This is a genomic window from Streptomyces sp. NBC_01465, from assembly GCF_036227325.1.
Taxonomy (GTDB): Bacteria; Actinomycetota; Actinomycetes; order Streptomycetales; family Streptomycetaceae; genus Streptomyces.
In genome coordinates this window covers 308,902-334,716 of record NZ_CP109467.1, presented here as the reverse complement: position 1 = coordinate 334,716, position 25,815 = coordinate 308,902, and the positions used below count along the sequence as shown (strand labels likewise).

The following is a 25,815-nucleotide window of genomic DNA, read 5'->3' as shown; positions in this document are numbered from 1 at the left end:
CGCCTGGGGGACCGCAGCCGTACGGCATCCCGGAAAACGGTCGGAAACGTCCGTATTTGAGCGCCGGATGATCAAGGTGAGGTCAGTCGGCGGCCGCGTGCAGGACGGCCGCGGCCAGCGGGAAGTCCCTGAGCCGCGCGGTCATGCGCTCCAGGGCGGTTTCCAGGAACGCCGGCGAGAGCCGACGGGGGCGGCCGATGGCGGCCAGCCAGGAGACCGCATCGGCGAAGATGCTCCGGTCGGCCATGTACACGGACGAGGCGAGGGACTCCGCGAGCAGCCCCAAGTGGTCCGTGAGGTGCGTGTGATGCAGGGGATGGGCCGGATCCGGGTGTCCGAGACCGGTGGCCAGGTCGTGCACCAGGCGGGCGCGGGTGGAGGTGAGGAGCCTGAACTCCTCCAGGTTCTCCGGGCCCGGTGTGTACGGAGGTGCCCCGGTGGGGCCGACGGCGCCCTTCGCAAGAAGGTCCGCGGCGTCCGTGGCGTCCTTGCACCAGTGTTCCGCGCCCACCTCGCGCGCCCGCTTTCCGGAGGGTCCGAACGCGGCGCCGCCCGCCAGTACGGGAATGCCGGCGGTCCGTCCGGCCTCGACCGCCGCGTGGGCGAAGGGCAGACGCGAGGCCATGGAGCAGCTCAGCGCGAGGACCTGCGGCCGGTCGGTGCGCAGATGGGTGCGCAGATGGTGCGTGGGGACATGGGCGCCGAGGAAAGTGACCCGCTGCCCGTGCAGACGCAGGACATCGGCGACCAGCCGTGCGGGCAGCGCGTGCCATTCCCCCTCCACGCAGGTGACGGTGGCCCGGACGGGGTCGGCCCGGAGTTCGGGGACGTCGTGCGGAGAAGCGAGCACGAGGGTGATGGCCCGGTCGCTGAGGGCCGTCGCGGCGTGCTCCTGCGCGACGCCGATCGCGCCGCTCGCCCAGGCTTCGCCGATCCGCAGCTGGGCCGGTGCCACCACGTCGAGCAGGAAGGCCTGCCGGGTGACCCCTTTGTCGAGGGCCCGGCGGACCAGTGCCGTGATCATCCCCTCGTTCTGCCGGAGCAGGCTGTTGTGGAACTGCACCGACAACTGCGCGGTGAACGAGCTGTCCGCGGGGCTTCCGCTCATGGGCTTCCTCTCCTCCTGCTGGTACGTGTGTGCGTCAGGCCGCCGGGGAGGGGAGGCGCCTGGATGGCGACCAGCGTGATGTCGTCGTGGTCGCGTCCGTCGAGCCACTGCGCGGTGGTCATGAGCATGCGCTCGACCACGGCCTCGGGCGGCAGTCCGTAACAGGTGGCGAGCGCCTCCGAGAAGCGGTCCTCGCCCAGCAGCTCCGCGTGCGGGCCCCCGCGCGCCTCGGTCAGCCCGTCGCTGTACAGCAGACAGGTCTCGCCCGGGCGCAGCCTGACCAACCGGCTCCGGCCGCTCACCCGGGGCGCCACCCCGATCAGCGAACCCCCGGAGGCGACGGACGCGACCTTCCCCCCGCGCCGCAGGATCAGGGCCGGCGGGTGGCCCGCCGTGGAGATGCGCAGTGCCAGCCCGCCCCGGACGCCGGAGGAGACCGTGGCGAGGACGAGTGAGGCGAAGGCGCAGTCGTCGTCGTGGTGCTGAAGGGCGTCGAGGCGGCCGAGGAGTTCCCGGTGGGAGGTGTCGTGGCCGGCGAGGGCGGCGAGCTGTTCGCGCATGGCGCTCGCCCGCAGCGCGGAGCGCGTGTTGTTGCCGCAGATGTCGCCCAGCACCACGGTGCTGGGGTTCCCGCGCGGAAGGAAGTCGTAGAAATCACCTCCGGCACCGAGCCCGGTGTGCGACGGGCGCCAGGCTCCGGCGACGTCGGCTCCCTTGAACCGGGCGGCGGGAGGCGGCCTCAGCTGTTCCGCCAGGCCCTCGGCCACGCCGTCGACGATGCGCTGAAGTCCAGCCGCGTGCAGGGCGATCGCGGCCTGCCGTGCGAACGTCTGGAGGGTGCCGCCCTCCGCGACCGGCTCCTGCACGCCCTGCCCCCGGCGGAGCAGCACCAGGGCGCCGGGGGCTGTGCCGTCACCGGGGAGCGGCACGACCAGCAGCGAGTCGAACCCGGCGGCGTCGGGCCCGGTGAGCCACAACGGGAGCTCCGGGGGCGCGGGTTGCCAGTACGGCTCGGGTGCGGGTACGCCGTCCAGCGCGTCCGCCAGGCCGGGCACCGCATCCCCCTCGATCCGTACCCGCTCGTACCGCTCGCTCAGGCACCGGAGGGCGCCGTCGGGACGGGTGGCCCGGGCCACCTCGGCCGAACCGCGGCGGATGGGCGTGACCACCGCCGCACTGTCCGCCCACCGGTCCACGAGACGGTGCGCGACAGCGAGGGTGCACTGTTCCCAGGAGACTCCGGGGCCCCAGAGGCTCTGCGGGCGGCTCGTGCGATGTCCGTCGTCCGGGTGAATGTCCTGGGTGGGCGGAGTTGACCGGTCCGGGGCAACCGCGGTGTGCACGGCCGCAGTCGGGCGCCCGCTGTAGCCGTGCAACTGCACATCCCGGCAGACGAGCCAGCCGGGCAGCGCGTCCGGATCCAGGGGATCGCCCGCCCGGAGTTCCGGCAGCAGGACGGCGGCGGGCTGGCTGAGGGAGACGATGCGGTTGCCCGCATCCACGAACACGGCGGCCTCGGGCGTGCTGAGGAGCAGAGCCACCCAGGACAGGGCTCTGCTGCTGTCCTGCTGAGCCTGATCGCTGTCCGGGGCGGGCTGTTGGTGTGTTCGCGACATGATCAATCCGGGGCGGGGTGCCGTGGGACCCTCGCTCCGGAGCCTCCGTATTCGTCGGTGCTGACAACCGATAGAACACCGTGCCTCAACTGCCGTGGTCAAACCGGGTACTTGACGGCATTGGCGCACGATCATGGGCCGGTGTGAAAGCATGGGAACCGGCGCTGATGTGGAAAAACGTTCAGCTGAACAGGGTGCTGACCAGGGCGACATGGGCGGCGGTTCCGCCGAGGACCGACAGCAGCACGTTCCGCCGCCACAGATGCAGGGCCGCGGTCAGGGCGAGTGCGATGAGGGTCGGCCAGGTCCGGTCGGGGACGTACGGACCGAGGTCGCGCAGGGTGTAGACGGTGAGGATCGTCATCACGCCCAGTGGCATCGACCTGCCCAGGCGTGCGACCAGCGGACTGGAACGCAGCGGCGCCAGGGCGGCGAACGGCAGGGCCCGCAAGGACCAGGTGACCACGACGGCGGTGGCGACCGCGGCGAGCAGATAGCGGGTGTCAGGCATCGTGCGCGCTCCTGTGCGTGAGGGCGTGGCGGGTCACCAGCACGGCGGTGAACATCAGGAAGGCGGCCGGGAGCAGTTGGCCGGGCAGCGCGATGCGCGCCAGGAGCGCGCACGCCAGCGCGAGAGCGGCAGTCGCCGCGGAGCGCCTGGCCCGGTACGCGTCGATGGCCAGCACGGTGAACAGCGCGGTCACCGCGAACTCCAGGCCGGTGACCCGGGCGGGTACGAGCGAGCCGGACAGGGCGCCGGCCGTCGCGCCGCCGGCCCAGTAGAGGTGGATGAACACCTGGAGCCACAGGATGCGGCGCCGGGGATAGGACTGCGCGGCCTCGCCCGTGGTGACCGCGTACGCCTCGTCCGAGAGCGCGAAGGTGCTGTACGACTTCGCCACCAGGCCGTTGACCCGGTGCAGCGGGAAGGACAGGGCGTAGAACACATGCCGCAGGTTCACCAGGAACGCGGTGAGCGCGATCTGCATCAGCGGGGCGGTGGCCACGACCAGGCCGATCAGCAGGAACTCGAGCGACCCGGCGTAGATGAGGGTGGAGAAGACGCTCGCCCACCACCACGCCAGACCGGAGTGGACGACGAGGACTCCGAAGGCGACTCCCATCGGGAAGGCGCCGAGTCCGACCGCTCCGGAGTCCTTGAGCGCCTGCCCGATGTCCGACCGCAGCCCGTGTCCGGGCGGAGGTGTTCCCATGTGGGCAATTCTAGGAAGGAATCGGACTTATATGGTTGCGAAATATGACTCTAGAATTGCCGGATGGGCAATGAACGCGAACTGGATCAGATTGATCGCGACATTTTGTTCCACCTTCAGCAGGACGGGCGGCTGACCAACGTGGAGCTGGCCCGACGCGTCGGGCTCACCCCTCCGCCGTGTCTGCGGCGCGTCAAGCGGCTGGAGGAGTCCGGGATCATCACCGGCTACCGGGCCCGCATCAACCCCGAGGCGGCCGGGCGGGGTCTTGAGGTCATCGTCTCCATCGAGGTCTCGGTGAGTGACCTCAAGACGCTGGAGGGACTGGAGACCACCATCGCGGCCTATGAGGAAGTCGTCGAATTCCGCCGCCTGTTCGGCACCCCCGACTACCACCTGCGGGTTCTGGTCGCCGACTACGCCGCGTACGAGGCGTTCCAGACCGGCAAGATCATCGGTATCCCCGGTGTCGCCCGCGTGATCTCGCAGCCCACCATGAAGAAGATCAAAGTTACGGATTGAGCCGGGTGTTTGCTTGAATCGGGGCATGAGTGATCTCTTCGTCAAGATCTGCGGTCTGAGAACCGGACAGGACGTCGACACGGCCGTCGAGGCCGGTGCCGACGCCATCGGTTTTGTCTTCGCGTCCGGTGCGCGCACGGTCGACGGCGCCACGGCCCGACGTCTCGCGGAACGGGTACCGGCCCACGTTCTGACGGTCGGGGTCTTCCGCGGGCAGTCCGTGGAAGAGGTGCGGCGGCTGACCGAGGAGAGCGGCATCCGTGCCGTACAGCTGCACGGCGACGAGGGCATCGAGTACTACGAGGCCCTGCGCGCCGAGGGCCGTACTCTGATCCGGGCGACGTCCGCCGCCGAAGAGCCGGTCCGGTACGGGGAGTTGGGCGAGGACCTGCTGCTCCTCGACGCCCCGGACCCCGGATCGGGCAAGCCGTGGAACTGGTCCTCGCCGGAGTTCGCCGCCCCCGCCGGCCACTGGCTGCTCGCCGGCGGACTGCATCCGGGCAATGTCCGCCGGGCCACCGAGGCCACCGGCGCGTGGGGTGTGGACGTGTCCAGCGGAGTGGAGGGCGAACGCGGTGTGAAGTCACCGCAGTTGATCAAGGACTTCCTGGCCGCGGCCCGGCGACCGCTCTAGGGTCGCTTCAAGGGCGGAGTCTTTCTGCCGAAGGGATCATGTGGACACTCTCCTTCGCCGGGCCGCCGCCCGCCTCTTCCCCGACCATGCGGGTCACCACGGTGTGCTGCCGCCCCTGCTGGTGGTGCTCACCGTCGTCACGGGCCTGGTGGACGCCGTCAGTTATCTGGGGCTCGGCCGGGTCTTCGTCGCCAACATGACCGGCAACGTGGTCTTTCTCGGCTTCGCGCTCGCCGGTGACCATCAACTCTCCGCCACCGCATCCCTGTTGGCGGGAGGGGTCTTCGTCGTCGGCGCGCTGGCCGGCGGACGGATCTCCCCGCGGGTCCCCGACCGGTTGCGGCTCTTCGCCGCGCTGGTCGGGATCCACGCGGCGCTGGTCGCCGCGGCGCTGGCCGCAGAGCTCGCGGGAGTCTCCCCGTACGTACTGATCGCGCTCCTCGCGCTGGGCATGGGCCTGCAGAACGCGGTCGTACGGGGGCTCGCGGTGCCCGACTTCACCACCACCGTGCTCACGCTCACCCTGACCGGACTGGCGGCGGACCGGCCGGGACCGGCCACGGTCCGCCGGCTGGTCTCGGTCGCCGCCATGTTCTGCGGCGCGCTCGCGGGCGGCCTTCTCCAGATCAACGAGGGGACGGCCTGGGCGCTGGCACCGGCGGTGGCCCTGCTCGCGGCCGTCGCCCTGATGGCCGCCCGCTCCGTAAAGGCCTAGCGGTCAGCCGCGTCGGCGGCGGGTGGTGCGACGCCAGCCGAACGGGCCGGGCAGGTCCATGGAGGTGGTGCGGCGGCCCGTGCTGCTCGACGTGTGGTGCGGGCCGTTCCGGCCGCCGGTGGTGATGGACCAGGAGTGGCGGTTGATGTTCAGCCGCACTCCGGGCAGGATCCGGAAGCTCTTGCGGAACGTGATCGGCATCAGCTGCTCCTTCGGCTCGCCGAGGTGTGGTTCCGGCGGGGGTACGGGTATCCGTTAACTCCCCGCACATGCGCGGCAGTTGTTCGCCCCGCGTGAACTACCCGGACTGCCCGAAGAGCTGGGTCCAGTACGTTCCCGCCAGACCGCCGCCCGCGAAGCCGATGCCGATGTGTGTGAAGTCAGGTTTCAGGATGTTGGCGCGGTGCCCCGGGCTGTTCATCCACCCCAGCACCACCTCGGGGCCGGTGCGCTGGCCGCAGGCGATGTTCTCGCCGATGCCCCGGTGGGCCGCTCCGGCCGCGGCCGCCCGGTCCCACGGCTGGAGCCCCTCGGGGGAGGTGTGCGAGTAGAAGCCGCGGGCCGCCATGTCGGTGCTGTACGCCTGCGCGGCCGCGGTCAGCCGGGGATCGGTGGCCAGCGGCCGCAGTCCGTCCCTGGAGCGCTCGGTGTTGGTCAGGGCGACCACCTCCGACGCCGTACGCACCAGACCCTCCGCCGTGAAGGGCCTGGCCCACAGCGCTGTCCAGTACTCGCCGACGTGCGCGAAGCCGGCGTCCGTGAGATCCGGGTTCCGCAGCGCACGCCGGGTCTGGGCGTCACTCCGGCAGTACTCGACGAACTCGGCCGGCGTGCGCGGCCCGGAGACGAGGTGCTCGGCGATGGTGAGGTACGCGTACCCGCAGGCCGAGACCCGTTGGTAGACGGAGATGCCGTCCGGGCCCTCCACACTCAGCCGGTCCTGCCCCGCCATGCCGGTGGCGTGCGCCTGCGCCGCGGAGGCCAGTCGCGGGTCCAGGCGCACGGGCGGGGCGCCCGCACCGGCGCGGTCCGCGTTGACGAGACCGAGCAGACCGTCGGGGGCGGAGGCCGTCGCGAGGGTGTCGCCGGAGCCCCCGGCCGTGTCCTCCGCGACGTCGACGTCGAAGTCGCGGGCGATCCCGGCCAGCCCGTCCGCGTAACCCTGGCCGATGGCGCGGATCTTCCAGCCGGTGCCGCGGCGGTAGACCTCGGCGAGCAGCAGTACGGTCTCGTGCGTCGGGCGCGGCGGGGTGAACGTGACGAGCGTCTGCCCGCCGGAGCCGCTGAGGCGCAGGGCGGGCGCGGGCAGCCGGCCCAGCGCGGTGCCGGGGTCCGCGGGGCTCACGACCACGGTGACCCTGCTCGCCCCGGCGCGCAGCCGCCCCGGGTCCACGCTCACCGTGCCGTCGCCCAGGCGGGCCCCGGGCGCCGTCGGCTGGTTGTAGAAGACGAAGTCGGCGTCGCCGCCGACCTTTCCGCTGTCGTCGGTGATCAGCACCGACAGATCGAAAGGCCCCGGCACATGGAACGTCAGCACACCGCCGGGGAGGGCCAGATTGCCGCCGGGGACCAACTCGCTCATGCCTGGAGAACGCAGTTCGGACGGGTGCCGGTTCCCTACAGCGCGACCAGGGTGACTTCGGTCGCCTTGACGCTGGTCCAGACGTCGGCTCCGTCCGCGAGGCCGAGCTCGGCCGCCGCCGCCGCGGTGATCTCGGCGACCAGGTCCGGGGCCTGGTCGGAGGTGATGACGATACGGAGACGGCTGCCGGCGGCGGTGATCTCGCGGACGGTGCCGGGCCAGACGTTGCGCGGGCTGCCGCCCGGCTTGTCGCGGTGTACGGAGACGGCTTCCGGGGCGATGACGGCCAGCGCCGTGGCCCCCTCGTCGAGCGGGTCGGCGACGACGAGCCGCCCGCCGTCGGCGAGTTCGAGGGTGCCGTCCGCGGCGGCGGAGCCCGTCCAGGCGTTGCGGCCGAGCATCCGCGCCACCCACGGCGAGCGCGGATGGCGGGAGACCTCGGCGGGCGGCGCGTACTGCAGCGTGCGCCCCTCGTCGAGTACGAGCACCCGGTCGGCCAGCGACACCGCCTCCACCGGGTCGTGCGTGACGATCAGACAGACGCCGCCGAACCCGGCGAGGTGGGTGCGCAGGGTGTGGCGTACGTGGGCGCGGGTGGTCTGGTCGAGGGCGGCGAGGGGCTCGTCCAGCAGGAGCAGACGGGGGCGCGCCGCCAACGCCCGTGCCAGCGCGACCCGTTGGGCCTGCCCGCCGGAGAGCTGCCCCGGCTTGCGGTGGCCGAGATGGCCCACGCCGAGCCGCTCCAGCCACTGGAGTGCCTCGCGCCGGGCCTCGGCGCGGCCGGTCCCCTGGGCGCGCAGTCCGTACGCCGTGTTGGCGAGGGCCGTCAGATGCGGGAAGAGCGCACCCTCCTGGGGGACCCAGGCGACGCCGCGGCGGTGCGGCGGGAGGGCGGTGACGTCGGTGGTGCCGAGGCGCAGGGCGGCGTGGGCGCGCGGAGTGAGGCCGAGGAGGGCCCGCAGCAGGGTGGTCTTGCCCGCACCGTTCTCGCCGACGACGGCGATGGTGGTGCCCGGATCGGCGTCCAGGGTCAGCTGGTTGAAGCCGCTGACCTCGGCGTGAAGCGGCCAGAGCTCCTTCGGGGACGGCGGCTCGACGGGAGCGAAGTCGTCGGCGGCCGCAGGCACTTCGTCCACCGGGCGCTTGTCCGTCGCACGGTCGGCGCGGGTGCCGGCACCCGTCCAGCGGCCGCGCAGCGCGATCAGTACGGCCATGGCGATGGCGAGCAGCAGCAGGGAGACGGAGGTCGCGGCCTCGGGGGAGTCCTGGAGGAGGAGGTAGACCTGTAGGGGGAGGGTCTGGGTGGAGCCGGGCAGGTTGCCGGCGAAGGTGATCGTGGCGCCGAACTCGCCCAGCGCCCGCGCCCAGGTGAGGGCGGCGCCCGCGGCCAGTCCGGGCGCGACCATGGGGAGCGTGACGGTGAAGAAGACGCGCACCGGTGACGCTCCGAGGGAGGCCGCGGTCTCCTCATAACTCGGGCGCATTCCGGCCAGGGTGCCTTCGAGGCTGATGACCAGGAACGGCATCGCGACGAAGGTCGCGGCGACGACGGCGCCGGACGTGCTGAACGGCAGCGTGATGCCGAAGGTGTTCTCCAGCCAGGGGCCGAGCAGCCCGCGCCGCCCGAAGCCGAGGAGCAGGGCGACTCCGCCGACCGTGGGCGGCAGCACCATGGGGAGCAGCACGAGGGAGCGGACGAGGGTCTTGCCGGGGAAGTCGACGCGTGCAAGCAGCCAGGCCAGCGGTACGCCCAGGACGAGCGAGAGGCCGAGCGCCCAGAAGGAGACGACGAGCGAGAGCCGCAGCGCCTGGGTGACGCCCGGACTCGAAAGATGAGTGCCGAGATCGCTCCAGGTGGTGCGGGCGAGGATGCCGATGAGGGGCATCAGCAGAAACGCGATCGCGAGCAGCGCGGGCACGACCAGGGCGACGGGGGCGCGGGTGGTGCCGCTGCGGGGGCGGAGGCGTTTCATGAAGATTCCTGAATTCGGGCCGGTGCTGACCCCGGCGGCGGCTACCGCCGAGCGGGCCGCCCGACTCCTGCCCGGGCGGCCCCTGCGCGGTTACGGCTGCTGGAAGCCCGCGTCCTGGAGAATCTTCTGCGCCTCGGCCCCGGAGAGCCACTTGACGAAGGCCGCAGCGGCATCGGCGTTCTTCGACGTCTTCAGCGTCGCGGCCGGGTAGGAGGCCACGGCGTTCTGAGCGTCGGGAATGGTGATGGCGTCGACCTTGCCGGTCGCGGTGGCCGCGTCCGTCTTGTAGACGAGACCGGCGTCGGCCTCGCCCAGCTCCACCTTGGAGAGCACGGCGCGCACGTTGGGCTCCTGCGAGACCGGCTTCACCGTGATCTTCTGTGCGTCCAGGACCTTCTGGCTGTACTTGCCGACCGGCACCTCGGGGGCGGCGAGCACGACCTTCAGCTTGGTGTCGGCGAGGTCCTTGAGCGAGGCGACCTTCTCGGGGTTGCCCTTGCCGACCGCGATGACCAGACGGTTCTTGGCGATCACCGTCGGGGTGCCCGCGTCGGACGCCACCCCGTCCATGGTCTTGGTGTCGGCGGTGACCAGCGCGTCGGCGGGCGCACCCTGCTTCACCTGGGCGGCCAACTCCTGGGAACCGGCGAAGGAGAACTTGATCTTCGTGCCCGGGTGCTCCTTCTCGTACGCGGCGCCCGCCGTCTTGAAGACGTCGGTCAGCGAGGAGGCGGCGAGGACGGTCAGATCGGCCTTGGCGTCGGAGGCCCCGGTGGCCTTGGCCCCGCTGTCCTTCTTGTCGTCGCTGCCGCAGGCGGCCAGCGAGAGAAGCAGAGCGGCCGACAGAACCGCGGCGGCGGACCGGCGCCGGGTGATGACGAGAGACATGAGGGTGGGACTCCTAGGTGGAATGAAGCGGCGGGGGCCGTGGGACGGACGGCCCCCGCAGGAGGGTGAGCGGTGACGTCAGACGCGGTCGATGTGCACGCTGGTGGACTTCACGCGGGCGGTGGCCTGCATGCCGACCTCGAGACCCAGCTCCTCGACCGCCTCACGGGTGAGGAGCGAGACGAGCCGGTGCGGGCCCGCCTGGATCTCCACCTGTGCCGCCACGTCGCCGAGCTTGACCGCGGTGACGATCCCCGGGAAGGCGTTGCGGGCGGAGGTGTACGAGGTCTCGTCCTCGTCGGTGCCGTTCTGGGCGACCTCCACGGAGAAGGCGGCCAGATCACGTCCGTCGATCAGACGGCGGCCGCTCTCGTCGCGGTGGGTCGCGACCTTCCCCGCGTCCGCCCAGCGACGAGCGGTGTCGGGGCTGACGCCGAGCAGACGCGCTGCCTGGCCGATGGTGTAGGACTGCATAAGCGGAAAACTAGGCCTTGAGACCTGGCATCTGCAATCCCTGACGCCGATTTGTGGGGCATCTGCCAACCCACTTGGAGGAAGCCCCAAAGAACGGATCACTCCGGAACGGTGCAGGGTCCGAACCACACCCGGGTGATCGCGCTGACGTAACGGGCCCCGCAACGGTCGGAGGGGACCACCAGCTGGCTGCCCTGCCCGTCGAGCCCCTCGCCGTCCAGGTGCGTGGCCAGCAGGACCGGCGTATTGCCGAAGTCGGCGTCGATCTCCGCCCAGGACAGCACCGTGTGGTGGCCGTCCCCGCCGGAGACCGCCAGTACGAAACGGGAGCGGTCCTTCCGGCGCCGTACGTCGAAGGCGGGGCCCGCGGAGGCGACGACCTCCCGCAGGAGCGGCCCCTCGAAGGTGTGCCGCTGCGGGCCGGCGGTGGCGCAGTCGAAGACCACGTCGGCCCGGTGCTGATCCCATCCCTCCCGCAGCTCCGCGACGGTCAGCCTCGCCGGCCGGTGCAGTTCCCCGTCGAGGACGAACGGCCTGGTGCGTGTACCGAGCCGGGTCATCGGCTGCCCCCTGTGAGCGATCCGCTGTGACGCATGCCTGAAAGTCCTGCCCGGCATGCGTCACGGCGAACCTCAGAAGCAAGCAAAAGGCTTGATTCTCCTGGCAGTTGTCGGCCCGATGCGCCAACTGGCCCAGCAGGTGCGGATCTGCCGCCTCAGCCGCGGCCGCCGACCGCGTAGGAGTGCGCACCGGTTCCGGCCAGCCCGCCGCCCTGGACGATCAGGTACTCGTCCCGGATCGGTGTGCCGTCCAGCCAGCACTCCAGGATCTCCCGCGTGCCCGCCGCGTACCGGGCCTGGGCGGAGAGCGAGGAGCCCGAGATGTGCGGGGTCATCCCGTGGTGCGGCATGGTGCGCCACGGGTGGTCCGCCGGTGCGGGCTGCGGATACCAGACGTCACCCGCGTACCCCGCCAACTGACCGCTCTCCAGGGCCCGTTGGACGGCGTCCTGGTCGACGATCTTCGCCCGCGCGGTGTTGATGAGATACGTGCCGCGCTTCATGGAGCCGAGCAGCTTGTCGCCGAAGAGCCCCTCCGTCTCCGGGTGCAGCGGTGCGTTGATGGTCACCACGTCGCAGTACGGCACCATCTCCTCGGCCGAGGCGTGGAAGGTCAGCCCCAGTTCCTCCTCGACCTCCTTCGGCAGCCGGTGGCGGTCGGTGTAGTGCAGCTTCACGTCGAAGGGGGCGAGCCGGCGCAGGACGGCGAGGCCGATGCGCCCGGCCGCGACCGTACCGACGTGCATCCCCTCCAGGTCGTAACTGCGCGCCACGCAGTCCGCGATGTCCCAGCCGCCGTCGAGCACCGTCCGGTGCGACGGCAGGTAGTTGCGTACGAGCGAGAGCGTCATCATCACCACGTGCTCGGCGACGCTGATGCTGTTGCAGTACGTCACCTCGGCGACGGTGACACCGTGCGCGATGGCGGCGTCCAGATCGACATGGTCCGAGCCGATGCCCGCCGTCACGGCCAGCTTCAGGTTCTTGGCGGCGGCGATCCGCTCCGGAGTCAGATAGGCCGGCCAGAACGGCTGCGATATGACGACGTCCGCGTCCGCCAGCTCACGGTCGAAGGCGGAGCCGGCCGCGTCCTTGTCGGAGGTGACGACCAGGGTGTGGCCCCGGCTCTCCAGGAAGGTGCGCAGGCCGAGTTCACCGGAGACGCTGCCGAGGAGATGGCCGGGGGTGAAGTCGGTGGACTTCGGGGTGGGAGCGGTCTGCCCGCCGGGGTAGTGGTCGATGACGGGCAGATCGTCCCGGGCGTACGACGTCGGGTATCCGTCCTTGGGGTCGTCGTACAGCACACAGAGAACCTTGGCCATGGTGCGGCTCCTCGTCGTCGAGGGGTGTGAGGTGCGGGAATGCCCCCACGCTCCTCGCGGCGGGACGGAGCCGTCAAAGCGAACGTTGCTATGCCGTCATAGCCCACACCTATCAACTCCCGCCTGCGGAAGGGCCGGTGTGCGCCGCGAGCAGCTCCTCCAGGGTGTCGCGCACCCGGGCTCCCCGGGCGACCTCCCACAGCGCCCGGCCCAGTACCGACTCCGGCTTGTGGTCACCGATGACGAGGCCCACCCGGGGACCGTGCGCCGGACCCTCCAGAGGGAGGACGCGCATGCCCTTCGGCACCCCGAACATGTGCAGCCAGGCGTGCGAGATGACGCTCGACCAGCTGCCGCCGGACAGATGCGCGTACAGCCCGGCGACGGTGTCCGACTCGAGCGCGGGGGTCGCGGTGACACCGTCGGCGGCGAAGCACTCGTCCATGATCTGCCGGTTGCGCATCCTCGGGGAGAGCAGGCACAGCGGCAGGCTCGCGGCCTGCGCCCAGCGTGCTCGGCGCTGACCGGAGAGGGGGCCGTCCAGCGGGGTGAGCAGCAGATAGCGCTCCTCGTACAGGGGCATCTTGCGGACGTGGCGCAGCGTGTCGTCGTCGACGTACGTCATCGCGGCATCCAGTTCGAACTCGCCAAGACCGTCCAGGATCTGACGGGACGACAGTGATTCCAGGGCGATCCGCACCCTCGGGTGCGTCGCACAGAACGGGGTGGTGAGCAGCGAGGCCGAGGTGAGTGCCGTCGGGATCGCACCGAGGCGCAGTGTGCCGGTCAGCCCGCCCCGCATCACGGACAGTTCCTGCTCCAGGGCGTCCCGCTCGGCGAGGATGCGGTGCGCCCACGCCAGGACACGCTCGCCCTCCGGTGTCAGCCCCTCGAAGCGGCGGCCGCGCCGCACGATCGGCACGTCCAGCTCGTGTTCGAGCTTGCGTATCCCCGCCGAGAGGGACGGCTGGGAGACGAAGCAGGCGTCGGCGGCGCGGCTGAAGTGCCGCTCGCGGGCCAGGGCGACGAGGTACTCGAGTTGGCGAAGCAGCATGGCTCATGCTGTACGGCGCAACGGATCACCGTCCAGGGGCCGTGCCGCCCCGGTCAGCCGACGTGGATGCGCGGGCGCCGTGCCGGATCCGGTTCGGCGCGCCGCAGCACCTCGCGGGTGACCGGGGCGACCTCGCCGTCGCCGAAGACCAGGAAGCGCAGCAGATGGCTGAGCGGGTGTCCCTCGGTCCAGTTGAAGTACGCGTGCGGAACCTTGCCCGTACGGTCGCGCAGCTCCAGGAGCACGGCGGCGATGGTGTTGGGCACCACGGGACCCTCGACGCGCAGGATGCGCACCGCGTGGTGCTGGACGCCCCGGACGGTGACGTCGCCGGTGAAGTCGGAGGAGTTCGGGACGGTCACCTCCACGAACAGCACGGGTCCGCCGCCGGGGATGTGGGTCGCCTCGCGCTGGCTGTACTCCTTGGCGCGGTACTCCGCCATGTCCCGCTCCTGCGGCTCATTGGCGATGACCCGGATCGGCCCGGCCTGCGCGCACTCGTCGATGAGCCGGAGCGCCTTCTTGTCGAAGGTCATCTCGGCGGCCCGCAGTTCGAAGGCGCGGTGGACGCGCGAGGCGAAGGAGGTCACCAGGATGCCGATGATGAACAGCAGGGCGATCTTGATGCCGTCCGGCCGCTCGATGACATTGGTGACCAGGGTGTACGCGAAGATCGCGGTGATGACCCCGAAGCCGATCGCGGCACCCCGGCGGCCCTTCCGGTGCACGGCGACGGTCGAGGCGAAGGACGCCGAGAGCATCAGCACCAGCACGCCGGTCGCGTACGCACCGCTCTGCGCGTCCACGTTCGCGTTGAACCACGCGGTGATGAAGAAGGCGATCGCCATGAAGATCAGCACCAACGGCCGCACCGCACGCGTCCACTCGGGCGCCATGCCGTACCGCGGCAGATAGCGCGGTACGAGATTGAGCAGACCGGCGGTGGCCGAGGCTCCGGCGAACCACAGGATGGCGATGGTCGAGACGTCGTACACCGTGCCGAAAGCCTCGCCCAGATTCTGATGGGCGAGATAGGCGAGCGCGCGCCCATTGGCCTGCCCGCCCGCCTTGAACGCGTCCTCGGGAATCAGGATGGTCGTCGCGAGGCTGGAGACCAGCAGAAAACAACTCATGATCAGCGCGGCGGTGGTGAGCAGTTTGCGGGTGTCGCGGATGCGCCCGGCGGGATTCTCGTACGTGTCCGACGCGTCGCCGCGCACCTGCGGCATCACCGCGACGCCCGTCTCGAATCCGGACATGCCGAGCGCGAGCTTGGGGAAGACGAGCAGCGCCACACCGATCATGGCGAGCGGCGAGGAGTGTTCGGCCGTCATCGCGTCCCACCAGTTGCCCACTACAACCGGCTCGGTCACCACATGCCAGACGGCGTCGGCGAGCACCACCAGATTGAGCGCCAGATAGACGCCGACGAGAACCACGGCGATGCCGATGGCTTCCCGGAATCCTTTGAGGAACACCGCTCCGAGGGCGGCGATCAGGGCGAGGGTGATCCAGAGGTTCTCTCCGTGCAACCAGCCCGGTGCGAAGGGGTTCTCCACGACGTGCGCGGAGGCGTCCGCCGCCGACAGCGTGATGGTGATCATGAAGTCGGTCGCCGCGAACCCGAGCAGCACGAGGACGAAGAGCTTCCCCGCCCACCACGGCAGCAGCCGCTCCAGCATCGCGATGGAACCCTCGCCGTGCGGGCTCTCCTTCGCGACGCGCCGGTACACGGGAAGCGCACCGCCGAGGGTGAGGGCCAGGAGCACGAGCGTGGCCAGGGGTGAGAGGAGACCTGCGGCCAGGGCGGCGATGCCCGGTTGGTACCCGAGGGTGGAGAAGTAGTCCACCCCGGTCAGGCACATGACGCGCCACCAGGTGTGGCCCTTGTGCTCGGCCGGGGGAGTGCCGTGCGGGCCGGGGTGACGGGCGGACTGGTCGCTCAGCCCCTCCAGCAGCCAGGCGCGCCACGGGCGGACCGATGCCTTGGGCTCGGCTGTCGTCTCGGCCTGAGTGCCGGTCATGCGGGTGTCTCCCTGGGCGGTCGGGCGGTCGGGTGAGGGGTGACGGGCGGGTATCCAGCACATCGTCGCCCGACACCCGGCCGGGAGCGATTTCATCGCAGGTCACGGCGTGCCGCGGTTGGAGCGGAGATAAGGGGAATTGGGCTGCCTGGGGTATTTGGGAGCCCTGTGGGCGAATTGGACGGCCCTCTTTCTGTCCCCGCTTCCTTCTTTGGTGCTGCGCCCGCCCGATTACGGAAAGGTTCGATCACGAGGTAGCCGGGACGGTTGCCAACTGCTCGGGTCTGTGGGTGTATTGGGCGCACCTGAGCTATGTGGGGCCTGTGTAAAGGCCTGTGCGGCCAGGCGATAATCTGCGCGCGTGCCGCCAGTCGGGCGGCGCAGCAATTCCGGAGGAATTTTAGTGACCGTGACCAGAGGATCGTGGCGACGCCGGGGGGCGCTCATAGCGGCCGCGACTGCAGGCGTTGTCGGCGTCGGACTGAGCGCCACACCGGCGCAGGCGCACAACCCGAATTGGACCGTGACGTGCGATTCGGTCAGCGTTGACCTGACCGCGTACGGCGATGGCGACAACACGGTGCGTGTCACCGTGGACGGGAAGGACCTTCTTCCCCTCAAGCACTTCCAGAACGACTTCAACTGGTCGGAGAAGCTGGGCGCGCACGACAAGCCGCTTGCTCTCCAGCTCATCATCGATGCGCACGACAACGGCTACGACAAGACGTTGGACAAGACCGCGCCGGTCTGCGAGAAGCCCTCGTCCCCGCCGCCGTCGACCCCGCCGGCGTCGGCCACCCCGACCCCGAGCGCTACTCCGAGCACCGAGGCCCCGGCCCCGAGCACCTCGGCGAGTGTTGTTCCCACCTCCGCGGCCCCCGCTCCGAGCAAGTCCTCGGACAACCTGGCCGAGACGGGATCCTCCAGCTCCACGCCGCTCATCGCGGGCACGGCTGCCGTGGTCCTCGTGGCCGGTGGCGGCATCGTGTGGGCCACGCGCAAGCGTCGCTCCGCGCAGCACTGACCTAGACACTGAAGCGGCCGGCACCCCTCGGGGCGCCGGCCGCTTTGGTGTGCACAGTCGCCGGGGCCGTCAACGGCCCAGCGCGGCACCGCCGTTCACATGGATGATCTGGGCGGTCGTGTACGCGGCCTCGGGCGAGGCCACATGGCGTACGGCCGCGGCGATCTCGCTCGGCAGACCGGGCTTCCCGGTCAGCGACTGCGCCACCCGGGCGGCCACGAACTCGGGTGTCGCACGGTCCCCGAAGAACTCGGTGTCCGCGACGAAACCGGGGGCGATCGCGTTGACGGTGATGCCGTCCTTGCCGAGCCGCTGGGCGAGTTCGAAGGTGTACGTGTTGACCATCGCCTTCGACCCGCCGTACGAGCCGGGCCCGCGCAGCGCCGCGATCGACGACAGATGGATGATGCGGCCGCCCGGCCGGCTGATGTGGGGCAGCAGACCCTCGGTCAGCAGGACGGCGGTCAGTACATTCGCGGCGAAATTGGCCTGGTACCCCCGGGCGATCGACTCCAGGGTGCCGTCGTTGCCGGACGACACATTGCCGCCCGCGTTGGTCACCAAAACGTCCACCGCACCGCCGTCCGCGGTGATGAACCCGACGGCGGCACGCACCTGTTCGGGCTCGCTCAGGTCGGCGGTCGTCCAGGTGACCGCACCCTCGCCGTGCACGGCGTTGATCTCGTCCGCGGCCTTGCGCAGGACCTCCTCACGTCGTCCGACGATGACGACCCGGTCGCCGTCGGCGGCGAAGGCCTCCGCCGTCGCGCGACCGATTCCCGTACCGCCGCCGGACACCACTACGCGTCGCTGACTCACGACTCACCCCATCGTCCTGGTATGTGAACATCAATCATGTCCATGTATGGCGACGCTAAGGCGGTGCGAGAGCCGAGTCAAGGAAACGGCCAAGGCCTCCTATGCCTTCCGGTAGTCGTAGGCCTCCGCCGCCGCGGCCTCCACCGCAGCAAGGTCCGCACCGGCGGATGCGGTGACCAGTGCGGCCACCGCGCCCTCCACGAAGGGTGCGTCCACCAGCCGGGTGCCGTCGGGCAGTTCGTCGCCCTCGGCCAGCAGCGCCTTCACCGTCAGTACGGCACTGCCCAGATCGACCAGCACCGCGACACCCGCGCCCCGGTCGACCTCCCGGGCGGCCGCGCAGATCAGCTCCGCGCTCGTACCGAGACCACCGTCGGGCGTACCGCCGGCAGCGGCGACCGGGGCGGTGTCGCCCCCGCCTGCCAGGCCCTTGGCGAGCTCGGCGACGGCGCCTGCGACGGCGGCACTGTGCGAGACGAGCACGATCCCGACCGCCTTCCCCGCGCTCACCCGGCCACCTCCGCGAGCGCGCCCACGAGCAGCGCGGCCGAGGTCGCCCCCGGATCCTGGTGTCCGACGCTGCGCTCGCCGAGATAACTGGCCCTGCCCTTGCGGGCCTGCAGCGGCACGGTGGCCAGGGCCCCGGCGTCGGCCGCGTCCCGCGCCGCACCGAACGAAGAGCCGAGCGCCTCCACCGCGGGCAACAGTGCGTCGAGCATGGTCTTGTCCCCGGCCTGCGCACCGCCGAGCTGGGCCACCGCACCCACTCCCGTACCGAGCGCCGAGGCCAGCTCCTCCCGGCTCACCGAGGCCGCATCGCCCAGCTCCTTGCCGGTACGCCGCAGCAAAGTCCCGTACAGCGGCCCCGACGCACCCCCCACCGTGGAGATCAACTGCCGTCCGGCCAGGGTGAGTACGCCGCCGGGCGTGGCAGGCTCCTCCTTCTCCAGCACTGCCGCGACGGCAGCGAATCCGCGCTGCAGATTGCTGCCGTGGTCGGCGTCGCCGATCGCCGAGTCCAGTTCCGTCAACCGCCCCGCCTCACGGTCGACGGCGGCGGCCATCGCGTACATCCAGCGGCGGAAGAGTGCGGCGTCGAGCATGTCGGGCACGGAGGCTCCTTGGTGAGAGGGCGGTGTACGGAACGGATCAGCAGCCCCAGCGCAGGGCCGCGGTCTTCACCGGCGCGTCCCACAGGCGCAGCAGCTCCTCGTCGATCTGACAGAGCGTCACCGAACAGCCCGCCATGTCGAGCGAGGTCACATAGTTCCCCACGAGGGTCCGGGCGACGACCACCCCGCGCTGGGCGAGCACGCGCTGCACCTCCGCGTTGAACCCGTACAGCTCGAGCAGCGGCGTCGACCCCATGCCGTTGACCAGCACCAGCACGGGCCCCGTCGGCCGCCGGTCGTCGAGGATCGCGTCCACCGAGAAGTCCGCGATCTCCCTCGAGGTCATCATGGCCCGCCGCTCACGCCCCGGCTCACCATGGATGCCGACGCCCAACTCCAGCTGCCCGGACGGCAGATCGAAGGTCGGGCTGCCCTTGGCCGGCGTCGTACAGGCGCTGAGCGCGACCCCGAAGGACCGAGAGTGGTCGTTGACCCGCTTGGCGATCTCCGCCACGCGCTCCAGCGGGGTGCCCTCCTCGGCGGCTGCTCCCGCGATCTTCTCCACGAAGAGCGTCGCCCCGGTCCCGCGCCGCCCCGCCGTGTACAGACTGTCGGTCACCGCGACGTCGTCATTGACGAGCACCTTGGCGATCCGGATGTCCTCTTCCTCCAAGAGCTCCGCGGCCATGTCGAAGTTGAGGACGTCGCCCGTGTAGTTCTTCACGACGAACAGCACGCCGGCACCGCTGTCGACGGCCGCGGCGGCGCGCACCATCTGATCGGGCACGGGCGAGGTGAACACCTCACCGGGGCAGGCGGCGTCGAGCATGCCGCGCCCCACGAACGAACCGTGCAACGGCTCGTGGCCACTGCCGCCGCCGGAGACCAGGCCCACCTTGCCGGAGACGGGGGCGTCCCTCCGTACGAGCACACGGTTCTCGACGTCCACATTGAGTTCGGGGTGCGCGGCGGCCATGCCGCGAAGGGCATCGGCGACCACGGTCTCCGGGACGTTGATCAGCATCCTCATAGGTGCCTCCAAGTGAGCCTGGTGGACGGGCAAGGGAGCCTGAGGGAAGTATCGGCCTTGTGGCAGTGAAGGTCACGGGGTCGGACGTCCGCGGCATCCCCGGTCGATCACCGGATGTGTCCGGCGGGCTGCCGGGCGAGTCTGCCGGGGTGCAGCCTCTCCAGCGCAGACTCGTACGCCGCCACGATGCGTGCGTTCTCCGCCGCGTCCCTGACCGCGACGCGGACGGTGCGCCCCTCGTACTGCGGCGAGAGGGGCGACAGGTCGCGCAGATAGACGTCGTGCCGGCGGCACTCCCGCACCAGGCGGGCAGCGCTCGGTCCGTCGTGCGGCAGGGTGACGTTGAGGAAGTTCGCCACGCCCTCCTCGACCACGGCCGTGTCGTCCACCAGAGCCAGATCCGCGGCCAGTTGGCGGCGCAGGGTGTGGGTGCGCTGCCAGCGTGCGCGGTAGTACTCCGGGTCCTGCAGGGCTGCCACGGCGGCGAGTTGGGCCGGGAGGCTCACCGCCCAGGGCGGTGTCCACCGGCGCAGCAGGGCCGCGGTGGCGGGTTCGGCCACCAGGAAAGCCGCCCGTACGCCGGACAGCGCGTACATCTTGGAGAGCGAGGTGCAGACCACGACCCGCGGGTCCACCGCGGCCAGCGGGGCGAGCGACTCCGCCAGGTCCACGTAGCCGAGGTAGGCCTCGTCGATCCACCAGCGCGTCCCGGCCGGGGCGGCCGCGATCAGGGCGCGCAGTTCGGCGGCCGGAGCGTGGCGTCCGGTCGGGTTGTTCGGGTTGACCACGACCACCAGGTCGTATCGGCCCGCCTCGACGACCGGGGCCAGCCGGGCGAAGTCGATCCGCCAGCCGTCCCTCCGGTGCAGGCGGAAGCGGTCCACGCGGCACCCGATCACGCGCTCGGTGACATGGGCGTACTCGCCGTACCCCGGGTCCAGCAGAAGCACTCTGCTCTCCGGGGTCAGCCACCGGCCGAACGCCCTGAAGATCAGGTCCGAGGAGCCTGCCCCCGCCACGAGTGTCTCCACCGGCAGCGCACGGGATGTGGCGAGTTCCGACAGGAGGCCTTCGGCGCCGGTGGGAGGGGAGGTTCTGGCGGACCAGGCGGGGTCTTCCACGAGTGCGTCCCGCACCCCCGGAGCCGGCGGGAACCAGGCGTCGAGCACGTCGGCGGCGACAATCTCGTGACGCCGGTGCAAGGTGCGGAAATCCGTGCCGATGGCGGAGAAGGAAGCGCCGCCGTGTTCACAGCCGTCCGGCCCCGGCGCCCACTCCATGTCCAACTGCCAGTCGACCACGGAGCCGAACCGCTCCAGGACCGTGCGGTACCGGCTGGTGGCCACCTGCGTCAGGGAGGCCACCTCGCCCGTCAGCACCTCGAAACTCACCGCACCGCTGCGGACGGTGCGGCCGACGGGCCGCAGACCGGCCGCGAGGTACATGTCGAGCAGTTCGGTGCGGCCCATCGCCACCACCGCACGCCCTCCCCGGGAGGAGATCCAGCGCAGGGCCGCGTACATCAGAAGGGGTGCCACCGCGGTGGAGCGCCAGCGCGGCTCCACGGTGAGGATGCGGACCTCGAAGACGCCTCCCTCGGACAGCAGCGGCAGTTCGTCGCGGGTCAGGTACTTGTCCAGGCCGTAGCTGCCGAGCCACGGCGGGGTCAGGCTGACGAAGCCGATACGGACCGGCCCCCGGGCGGCGACGAGATAGACGTTGTCACCGTCCAGCGCGTCGTACAGCCGCCGGTCCGGTCGCGGCGCGTGCTGACCGAGCTCCTGGGCGTACACACGGTGCCTCAACTCGTGGATCCAGACCAGGTCCTCGGGGGTGGCAGTGCGTATCTGCAGGTCGCGACGCATGCATGTCTCTTTCGGCATGAGCACATCCTTGGGGGTGCGCCGGCGCCGCAGCATGAGTACGCGTACCTGAGTACCGGCGGGGAGGCCGCGGACAGATGCGCCGACGGCACTGTGTACCGTCGGCGGACACCCGTTCGCCGTCTCTGACCATGTCCGCGCCTTCTGCCCAGCCCTTGGAGTGCACGTTGAGGACGACGATCCGTTCTCGTATGACCGCCCGTATCGGGCGTGCCTTTCTGTCCAGGATCCAGCAGCGAGGGCTGGGGCCCTCGACCATCCGGCTGCTGCCCGCGGATCTGCTGATGCTGATGCGCCGGGACGGTATGGACCCCGTCGACCGGCTGATCAAGGCGCAGGCGAGTACGCCCGTGTCCAAGGTGACGCTGCCGTTCGGCATGGACGCCTGGATCGTCACCGGCTACGAGGAGTCGAAGGCGGTCCTCGGTGAGGGCGACGCCTTCTCCACCGACTTCGCCCGGCTCGCCGTGAACGCCGGGGCGGATGCGGAACAGGCGCCCGGCGGGCTCGGGTTCAGCGATCCTCCCGTACACACCCGGCTGCGCCGCATCCTCACCCCCGAGTTCACCATGCGCCGGCTGCGACGCCTGGGCCCCCGGATCGATGCCATCGTGGAGGAGCGCCTGGACGCGATGGAGGCCCGGCAGGGCCCCGTCGACCTGGTGCAGGAGTTCGCGCTGCCGATCCCGTCGCTGACCATCTGCGAACTGCTCGGCGTCCCCTACGAGGACCGCCACGACTTCCAGCAGCTCGCCATGGACCGGTTCGACATCGCCGCCGGATCCACCGCACCCTTCGGCGCCATGTCGGCCTCGCTCGCCTACTTCCGTGACGTCGTCAAGAAGCAGCGCGCGGACCCGGGCGACGGTCTGCTCGGCATGATCGTGCGCGAACACGGCGACAGCGTCGACGACGAGGAACTCGCAGGCCTAGCCGACGGCGTCCTCACCGGCGGCTTCGAGACGACCGCCAGCACGCTCGCGCTGGGCTCGCTCGTCCTGCTGCAGGACGAGGAACTCGCCGGGCGCGTACGGACCGAGGAGGCGATGACCGCACCCTTCGTCGAGGAGGTACTGCGCTACCTCACGGCCGTCCAGATCGCCTTCCCGCGCTTCGCCCGTCAGGACATCGAGATAGGCGGACAGCTCATACCGCAGGGCGACATGGTGCTCTGCTCCCTGAGCGGCGCCAACCGCGATCCCGCGTACACCGAGGACGGCAGCCGCTTCGACCCGCATCGCGACACCACCGGGCATCTCGCCTTCGGCTACGGAATCCACCGCTGCATCGGCGCCGAACTGGCCCGGATGGAACTGCGCGCCGCCTACCCGGCCCTGCTCCGCAGATTTCCCGGGATGCGCCTCGCCGCCCCGCCCCAGGACCTCAACTTCCGCAAGCTGTCCATCGTGTACGGCATCGAAGCGCTGCCCGTGCATCTGCGCCGGAACGGCTGACCCCCGGGCTCACCGCAGTGGCGGCCGCTGCTCCAGGGTGCGCCGCAGCTCGTCGATCGCGGCGGCGAGGGCGGCGACGTCGCCCTTGTCCGCCGCCTGGTCCTGCGGCTTCAGCTCGACGACCAGGCTGCCGCCCGGCTCCAGGGTCACCTGGCTCGTCTCGGCGACACCGTCACCGCCCTGGCGGCGGACGGCGACGGACAGGGCGGCGGGGCGCAGGCCGGTCTGTTTGACGGCGCTGGGGATCCACCGGCCGTCCCGCGCCAGCAGCGTGGGGGTGCCCTCGAAGAGCCGCTCCACCCAGGGGATCCGTGAGGAGACCCGCACCATCAGCGCGTTGACCGCGATCAGCACCGCCGCCCCGAACGCCGCCCCGGTGACCGAGTTGTCGGGACCGATGATGGCGTTCTGGACGACGTTGGAGAGGAGGAGCATGACGACCAGGTCGAAGGAGTTGATCTGGGCCAGCTCCCGCTTCCCCGCCACGCGGAGCAGGATCAGGATCAGCGCGTAGACGGCGACGGTGCGGATCGCCTTCTCGCCGTACGGAATACCGGAGTTCAGCATGTCGTGCCACATCTCCCCAGTACGGCACACTCACGCGGCGCCTCCCAACAGGCGCGTGCGACGGATTCAGCCCGTTCCGCGCGGGAGGGCGAGCGACTGGACCTCGGGGAGCGCCTTCCAGTCGTTCGAGGCGATCGTGGCGTGGGCGGCCGCCAGCTGGGTCACACGCGCTTTGGCGTCCGCCGCCGAAGGGTTGGCGGGGTCGAGGGCCGGGGGGACGTTCTGGGCGTCGGTCATCACCAGCAGATAGTGGCGGGTGTCGTACCAACCGGTGTCGATCGTGCCGCCCAGGTACGTGGCCGCGTCGCCGTCGAAGACCACGAACCACGGGCGCAGTGAGGTGTCCGCGTAGCGCGTACGGGGATCGCCGGCGGTCGCACCGTGGACCGCGGGGAAGATCTGGGCGCTGTCGACGGAGCCGGAGGCCTGCAGGTCGCGCAGGTGCCTCGCGTACTCCACGTCCGTCCACAGCGAGTCCGTCGGATTGCTCTCCTCGACCGTGCCGGGGATGACCTCCAGGATCACCTTTCCGGCCAACTGCGCCCGGGTGGGCCAGTTTCCGGCGGCCGCCGCCTCGTCGAGCGTGGCGTACCGGCCGCCGCCGGGCCGGGTCAGCAGGTCCGCGGGGCGGAAGACCGTACTGCCGAGATGGTCGGCGACGGTCTTGTCGAGCTGCGCCGGGCCGAGGCCGAAGGTGGACTGGAATCCGGCCTTCATCTCGAGCTTGATCATCAGGGGTGCGTGTCCGGGGTGGGAGGAGAGCCAGACGCGCACGTCGTCCAGGCAGCTCTCCAGGTTCTTGTTCGCGCCTCCCGTGTAGAGCTGTTCGGGGGTGGAGGCGTTGACGCAGTTGTTGCTGTTGCCCAGGGGGTTGGAGTGGCTGACCTTCCACTCCTTGGTGATGAAGTCGTCCCACACGTCCAGCTCGATCATCGACGTGCCGGTGTCCAGCGCCTGGGCCAGATAGGGGAACGCGGCCGGGTCGTAGGTGTTGTGCAGGCCCGACGTCGTGGCCCCGGAGAGCGGCAGGGTCTCGGTGCCGGCCGCATGGGCACCTCCTGCGGTGAGACCGAACGAGGCGAGCGCCGCGGCCGCTGCGGCGACGAGCGCCGTACGCAGCCTCGGGAGCCGGAACCGGAGTCTGTGGCGAGAAGGCGACATGGGTCCTCCTGGGTGTGGGGGGTTCTGCGCAGGGACCCTGGCAGATTCGGGTGAACCGACGTAGACATGTCAACTGCTGTACGTTCCCCGAGACTTCACCCAGTGGCACTTCCAGCACAAGACCACCGTGTCTAACGTCGCGGTGCACCGCCCCCGTTCCCCTCACCGGAGGTAAGCCGTGTTCGGCAGGTCCCCACGCCGCTCCCTTCAGCGCCGTACCCGTCTCGCAGTCGCCGCGTCCGCAGCCGTCGCGGCCGCCCTCGCCGGTCTGTGGACCGGCCTCGGCACCGCGTCGTCCGCCCAGGCGGCGGCCGGGCTCCCCACCCCCGACCATGTCGTCGTCGTGGTCTTCGAGAACCACGCCTACAACCAGGTCATCGGCAGCTCCAGCGCCCCCTACATCAACTCCCTGAAGACAGGCGGCGCCAACCTCTCCGCTTCGTACGCGGAAACCCACCCCAGCCAGCCCAACTACTACGCGATGTTCTCCGGCTCCACCCAGGGCATCACGGACGACAGCTGCGTCACCCCCGGCTTCTCCTCGGCGCCCAACCTCGCCTCCGAGCTCATAGCCGCCGGCAAGACCTGGGGGAGCTACAACGAGACGCTGCCCAGCCAGGGTTCGACCACCTGCAGCAGCGGCAAGTACGCCCAGAAGCACAACCCGTGGTTCGGCTTCTCCAACGTCCCGACCTCGTCGGCGCACACCTTCGCGCAGTTCCCCACCGACTACACGACGCTGCCCCAGGTCTCCTACGTCGTCCCGAACCTCTGCAGCGACATGCACGACTGCTCGGTGTCCTCCGGCGACACCTGGCTGAAGAACAACCTGGGTGCGTACGCCACCTGGGCCAAGACCCACAACAGCCTCCTCGTCGTCACCTTCGACGAGGACAACAGGCTCGCGGGCAACAAGATCGCGACCGTGTTCTACGGGCAGCCGGTGACACCGGGCTCCTCGTCGTCCACCACGTACAACCACTACAACGTGCTCCGCACCATCGAGGACATGTACGGCACCGCGCACGCCGGCCAGGCCGCCTCCGCCTCCGACATCACGGGCATCTGGGCTTCCTGAC

At 70.6% G+C, this 25,815-nt stretch carries 26 protein-coding genes; 6 read left to right on the top strand and 20 right to left on the bottom strand.

The window, feature by feature from the left end; all coding sequences use genetic code 11:
- Positions 1 to 82 precede the first annotated feature (82 nt).
- The 4 genes from OG707_RS01365 to OG707_RS01350 form a co-directional block, all read right to left on the bottom strand.
- Positions 83 to 1,108, bottom strand: a complete 1,026-nt coding sequence (locus tag OG707_RS01365) for a cobalamin B12-binding domain-containing protein (RefSeq protein ID WP_329113397.1) — start codon at positions 1,106 to 1,108, stop codon at positions 83 to 85.
- Complete coding sequence (locus OG707_RS01360; protein WP_329113394.1) at positions 1,105 to 2,724, bottom strand: PP2C family protein-serine/threonine phosphatase; 1,620 nt, start codon at positions 2,722 to 2,724, stop codon at positions 1,105 to 1,107. The genes OG707_RS01365 and OG707_RS01360 overlap by 4 nt, the downstream gene beginning before the upstream one ends.
- Before the next feature lie 181 nt (positions 2,725 to 2,905).
- Complete coding sequence (locus OG707_RS01355) at positions 2,906 to 3,235, bottom strand: branched-chain amino acid transporter permease (RefSeq protein WP_329113392.1); 330 nt, start codon at positions 3,233 to 3,235, stop codon at positions 2,906 to 2,908.
- Complete coding sequence (locus tag OG707_RS01350) at positions 3,228 to 3,938, bottom strand: AzlC family ABC transporter permease (RefSeq protein ID WP_329113389.1); 711 nt, start codon at positions 3,936 to 3,938, stop codon at positions 3,228 to 3,230. Before OG707_RS01350 ends, OG707_RS01355 begins: the two co-directional genes overlap by 8 nt.
- A gap of 63 nt (positions 3,939 to 4,001) precedes the next feature.
- Between OG707_RS01350 and OG707_RS01345 the strand changes: the two genes are divergently transcribed.
- The 3 genes from OG707_RS01345 to OG707_RS01335 are packed head-to-tail and all read left to right on the top strand — an operon-like array spanning position 4,002 to position 5,809.
- The gene (locus tag OG707_RS01345) at positions 4,002 to 4,460 is read left to right on the top strand and encodes an Lrp/AsnC family transcriptional regulator (RefSeq protein WP_329113387.1); all 459 of its coding nucleotides are present in this window, start codon (positions 4,002 to 4,004) and stop codon (positions 4,458 to 4,460) included.
- A gap of 25 nt (positions 4,461 to 4,485) precedes the next feature.
- Positions 4,486 to 5,094 (top strand): phosphoribosylanthranilate isomerase, encoded by a 609-nt coding sequence (locus OG707_RS01340; protein WP_329113384.1) that lies wholly within the window; start codon positions 4,486 to 4,488, stop codon positions 5,092 to 5,094.
- A 40-nt stretch (positions 5,095 to 5,134) separates the two neighbouring features.
- Positions 5,135 to 5,809, top strand: coding sequence for a YoaK family protein (locus OG707_RS01335; protein ID WP_329113382.1), 675 nt, complete (start codon positions 5,135 to 5,137; stop codon positions 5,807 to 5,809).
- Between the two features lie 3 nt (positions 5,810 to 5,812).
- On the opposite strand, the gene OG707_RS01330 is transcribed toward OG707_RS01335, so the two are convergent.
- From OG707_RS01330 to OG707_RS01290, 9 genes are all read right to left on the bottom strand, one after another.
- Entirely contained in the window at positions 5,813 to 6,010 is a 198-nt protein-coding gene (locus OG707_RS01330) for a DUF4236 domain-containing protein (protein ID WP_329113380.1), read from the bottom strand.
- A gap of 97 nt (positions 6,011 to 6,107) precedes the next feature.
- The gene (locus OG707_RS01325) at positions 6,108 to 7,391 is read right to left on the bottom strand and encodes a CAP domain-containing protein (protein ID WP_329113379.1); all 1,284 of its coding nucleotides are present in this window, start codon (positions 7,389 to 7,391) and stop codon (positions 6,108 to 6,110) included.
- Between the two features lie 35 nt (positions 7,392 to 7,426).
- Entirely contained in the window at positions 7,427 to 9,364 is a 1,938-nt protein-coding gene (locus tag OG707_RS01320; protein ID WP_329113377.1) for an ABC transporter permease, read from the bottom strand.
- 90 nt (positions 9,365 to 9,454) lie between these two features.
- Complete coding sequence (gene modA / locus OG707_RS01315; RefSeq protein WP_329113375.1) at positions 9,455 to 10,252, bottom strand: molybdate ABC transporter substrate-binding protein; 798 nt, start codon at positions 10,250 to 10,252, stop codon at positions 9,455 to 9,457.
- A 78-nt stretch (positions 10,253 to 10,330) separates the two neighbouring features.
- Positions 10,331 to 10,726 carry a TOBE domain-containing protein gene (locus tag OG707_RS01310; protein WP_329113373.1) on the bottom strand — a complete coding sequence of 132 codons (396 nt, stop codon included), beginning with the start codon at positions 10,724 to 10,726 and terminating at the stop codon, positions 10,331 to 10,333.
- A 98-nt stretch (positions 10,727 to 10,824) separates the two neighbouring features.
- Positions 10,825 to 11,286 (bottom strand): molybdopterin-dependent oxidoreductase, encoded by a 462-nt coding sequence (locus OG707_RS01305; protein ID WP_329113371.1) that lies wholly within the window; start codon positions 11,284 to 11,286, stop codon positions 10,825 to 10,827.
- 155 nt (positions 11,287 to 11,441) lie between these two features.
- Positions 11,442 to 12,608, bottom strand: a complete 1,167-nt coding sequence (locus OG707_RS01300) for an NAD-dependent formate dehydrogenase (RefSeq protein WP_329113369.1) — start codon at positions 12,606 to 12,608, stop codon at positions 11,442 to 11,444.
- A gap of 112 nt (positions 12,609 to 12,720) precedes the next feature.
- A complete protein-coding gene (locus OG707_RS01295; RefSeq protein WP_329113367.1) occupies positions 12,721 to 13,662 on the bottom strand; it encodes a LysR family transcriptional regulator in 942 nt (313 codons plus the stop codon).
- A 53-nt stretch (positions 13,663 to 13,715) separates the two neighbouring features.
- A complete protein-coding gene (locus OG707_RS01290) occupies positions 13,716 to 15,686 on the bottom strand; it encodes an amino acid transporter (RefSeq protein ID WP_329113365.1) in 1,971 nt (656 codons plus the stop codon).
- Between the two features lie 403 nt (positions 15,687 to 16,089).
- Here OG707_RS01290 and OG707_RS01285 point away from each other — a divergent pair, with 403 nt between their 5' ends.
- Complete coding sequence (locus OG707_RS01285) at positions 16,090 to 16,710, top strand: LAETG motif-containing sortase-dependent surface protein (RefSeq protein ID WP_329113363.1); 621 nt, start codon at positions 16,090 to 16,092, stop codon at positions 16,708 to 16,710.
- Between the two features lie 69 nt (positions 16,711 to 16,779).
- Here the strand turns inward: OG707_RS01285 and OG707_RS01280 are convergent, their stop codons facing one another.
- The 5 genes from OG707_RS01280 to OG707_RS01260 form a co-directional block, all read right to left on the bottom strand.
- Positions 16,780 to 17,529: an SDR family NAD(P)-dependent oxidoreductase gene (locus OG707_RS01280; protein WP_329113362.1), complete on the bottom strand. Its 750-nt coding sequence runs from the start codon at positions 17,527 to 17,529 to the stop codon at positions 16,780 to 16,782.
- Between the two features lie 99 nt (positions 17,530 to 17,628).
- On the bottom strand, positions 17,629 to 18,039 hold the full coding sequence (locus OG707_RS01275; protein WP_329113361.1) for a PTS-dependent dihydroxyacetone kinase phosphotransferase subunit DhaM: 411 nt from the start codon (positions 18,037 to 18,039) through the stop codon (positions 17,629 to 17,631).
- Positions 18,036 to 18,632, bottom strand: coding sequence for a dihydroxyacetone kinase subunit DhaL (dhaL, locus tag OG707_RS01270; RefSeq protein WP_329127571.1), 597 nt, complete (start codon positions 18,630 to 18,632; stop codon positions 18,036 to 18,038). Before dhaL ends, OG707_RS01275 begins: the two co-directional genes overlap by 4 nt.
- A gap of 46 nt (positions 18,633 to 18,678) precedes the next feature.
- Positions 18,679 to 19,671: a dihydroxyacetone kinase subunit DhaK gene (gene dhaK / locus OG707_RS01265; RefSeq protein WP_329113360.1), complete on the bottom strand. Its 993-nt coding sequence runs from the start codon at positions 19,669 to 19,671 to the stop codon at positions 18,679 to 18,681.
- Positions 19,672 to 19,778: 107 nt separating this feature from the next.
- Complete coding sequence (locus tag OG707_RS01260) at positions 19,779 to 21,536, bottom strand: histidinol-phosphate transaminase (RefSeq protein ID WP_329113358.1); 1,758 nt, start codon at positions 21,534 to 21,536, stop codon at positions 19,779 to 19,781.
- Positions 21,537 to 21,745: 209 nt separating this feature from the next.
- On the opposite strand from OG707_RS01260, the gene OG707_RS01255 reads away from it, so the two are divergent.
- Complete coding sequence (locus tag OG707_RS01255) at positions 21,746 to 23,008, top strand: cytochrome P450 (RefSeq protein ID WP_329113356.1); 1,263 nt, start codon at positions 21,746 to 21,748, stop codon at positions 23,006 to 23,008.
- Between the two features lie 9 nt (positions 23,009 to 23,017).
- On the opposite strand, the gene OG707_RS01250 is transcribed toward OG707_RS01255, so the two are convergent.
- Both OG707_RS01250 and OG707_RS01245 read right to left on the bottom strand, forming a co-directional pair.
- Complete coding sequence (locus OG707_RS01250; RefSeq protein ID WP_329113355.1) at positions 23,018 to 23,575, bottom strand: DUF421 domain-containing protein; 558 nt, start codon at positions 23,573 to 23,575, stop codon at positions 23,018 to 23,020.
- A gap of 66 nt (positions 23,576 to 23,641) precedes the next feature.
- Positions 23,642 to 24,736 (bottom strand): phosphatidylinositol-specific phospholipase C domain-containing protein, encoded by a 1,095-nt coding sequence (locus OG707_RS01245; protein ID WP_329113354.1) that lies wholly within the window; start codon positions 24,734 to 24,736, stop codon positions 23,642 to 23,644.
- Positions 24,737 to 24,914: 178 nt separating this feature from the next.
- Here OG707_RS01245 and OG707_RS01240 point away from each other — a divergent pair, with 178 nt between their 5' ends.
- Positions 24,915 to 25,814, top strand: coding sequence for an alkaline phosphatase family protein (locus OG707_RS01240; protein ID WP_329113353.1), 900 nt, complete (start codon positions 24,915 to 24,917; stop codon positions 25,812 to 25,814).
- Position 25,815 lies beyond the last annotated feature (1 nt).

Coding starts and splice junctions, on each gene's coding strand:
- OG707_RS01345 (WP_329113387.1), top strand. CDS start 4,002: ATGGGCAATGAACGCGAACTGGATCAGATTGATCGCGACATTTTGTTC.
- dhaL (WP_329127571.1), bottom strand. CDS start 18,632: ATGCTCGACGCCGCACTCTTCCGCCGCTGGATGTACGCGATGGCCGCC.
- OG707_RS01360 (WP_329113394.1), bottom strand. CDS start 2,724: ATGTCGCGAACACACCAACAGCCCGCCCCGGACAGCGATCAGGCTCAG.
- modA (WP_329113375.1), bottom strand. CDS start 10,252: ATGTCTCTCGTCATCACCCGGCGCCGGTCCGCCGCCGCGGTTCTGTCG.
- OG707_RS01255 (WP_329113356.1), top strand. CDS start 21,746: ATGACCGCCCGTATCGGGCGTGCCTTTCTGTCCAGGATCCAGCAGCGA.
- OG707_RS01365 (WP_329113397.1), bottom strand. CDS start 1,108: ATGAGCGGAAGCCCCGCGGACAGCTCGTTCACCGCGCAGTTGTCGGTG.
- OG707_RS01305 (WP_329113371.1), bottom strand. CDS start 11,286: ATGACCCGGCTCGGTACACGCACCAGGCCGTTCGTCCTCGACGGGGAA.
- OG707_RS01310 (WP_329113373.1), bottom strand. CDS start 10,726: ATGCAGTCCTACACCATCGGCCAGGCAGCGCGTCTGCTCGGCGTCAGC.
- OG707_RS01325 (WP_329113379.1), bottom strand. CDS start 7,391: ATGAGCGAGTTGGTCCCCGGCGGCAATCTGGCCCTCCCCGGCGGTGTG.
- OG707_RS01295 (WP_329113367.1), bottom strand. CDS start 13,662: ATGCTGCTTCGCCAACTCGAGTACCTCGTCGCCCTGGCCCGCGAGCGG.
- OG707_RS01260 (WP_329113358.1), bottom strand. CDS start 21,536: ATGCGTCGCGACCTGCAGATACGCACTGCCACCCCCGAGGACCTGGTC.
- OG707_RS01290 (WP_329113365.1), bottom strand. CDS start 15,686: ATGACCGGCACTCAGGCCGAGACGACAGCCGAGCCCAAGGCATCGGTC.
- dhaK (WP_329113360.1), bottom strand. CDS start 19,671: ATGAGGATGCTGATCAACGTCCCGGAGACCGTGGTCGCCGATGCCCTT.
- OG707_RS01340 (WP_329113384.1), top strand. CDS start 4,486: ATGAGTGATCTCTTCGTCAAGATCTGCGGTCTGAGAACCGGACAGGAC.
- OG707_RS01320 (WP_329113377.1), bottom strand. CDS start 9,364: ATGAAACGCCTCCGCCCCCGCAGCGGCACCACCCGCGCCCCCGTCGCC.
- OG707_RS01330 (WP_329113380.1), bottom strand. CDS start 6,010: ATGCCGATCACGTTCCGCAAGAGCTTCCGGATCCTGCCCGGAGTGCGG.
- OG707_RS01245 (WP_329113354.1), bottom strand. CDS start 24,736: ATGTCGCCTTCTCGCCACAGACTCCGGTTCCGGCTCCCGAGGCTGCGT.
- OG707_RS01300 (WP_329113369.1), bottom strand. CDS start 12,608: ATGGCCAAGGTTCTCTGTGTGCTGTACGACGACCCCAAGGACGGATAC.
- OG707_RS01355 (WP_329113392.1), bottom strand. CDS start 3,235: ATGCCTGACACCCGCTATCTGCTCGCCGCGGTCGCCACCGCCGTCGTG.
- OG707_RS01250 (WP_329113355.1), bottom strand. CDS start 23,575: ATGCTGAACTCCGGTATTCCGTACGGCGAGAAGGCGATCCGCACCGTC.
- OG707_RS01350 (WP_329113389.1), bottom strand. CDS start 3,938: ATGGGAACACCTCCGCCCGGACACGGGCTGCGGTCGGACATCGGGCAG.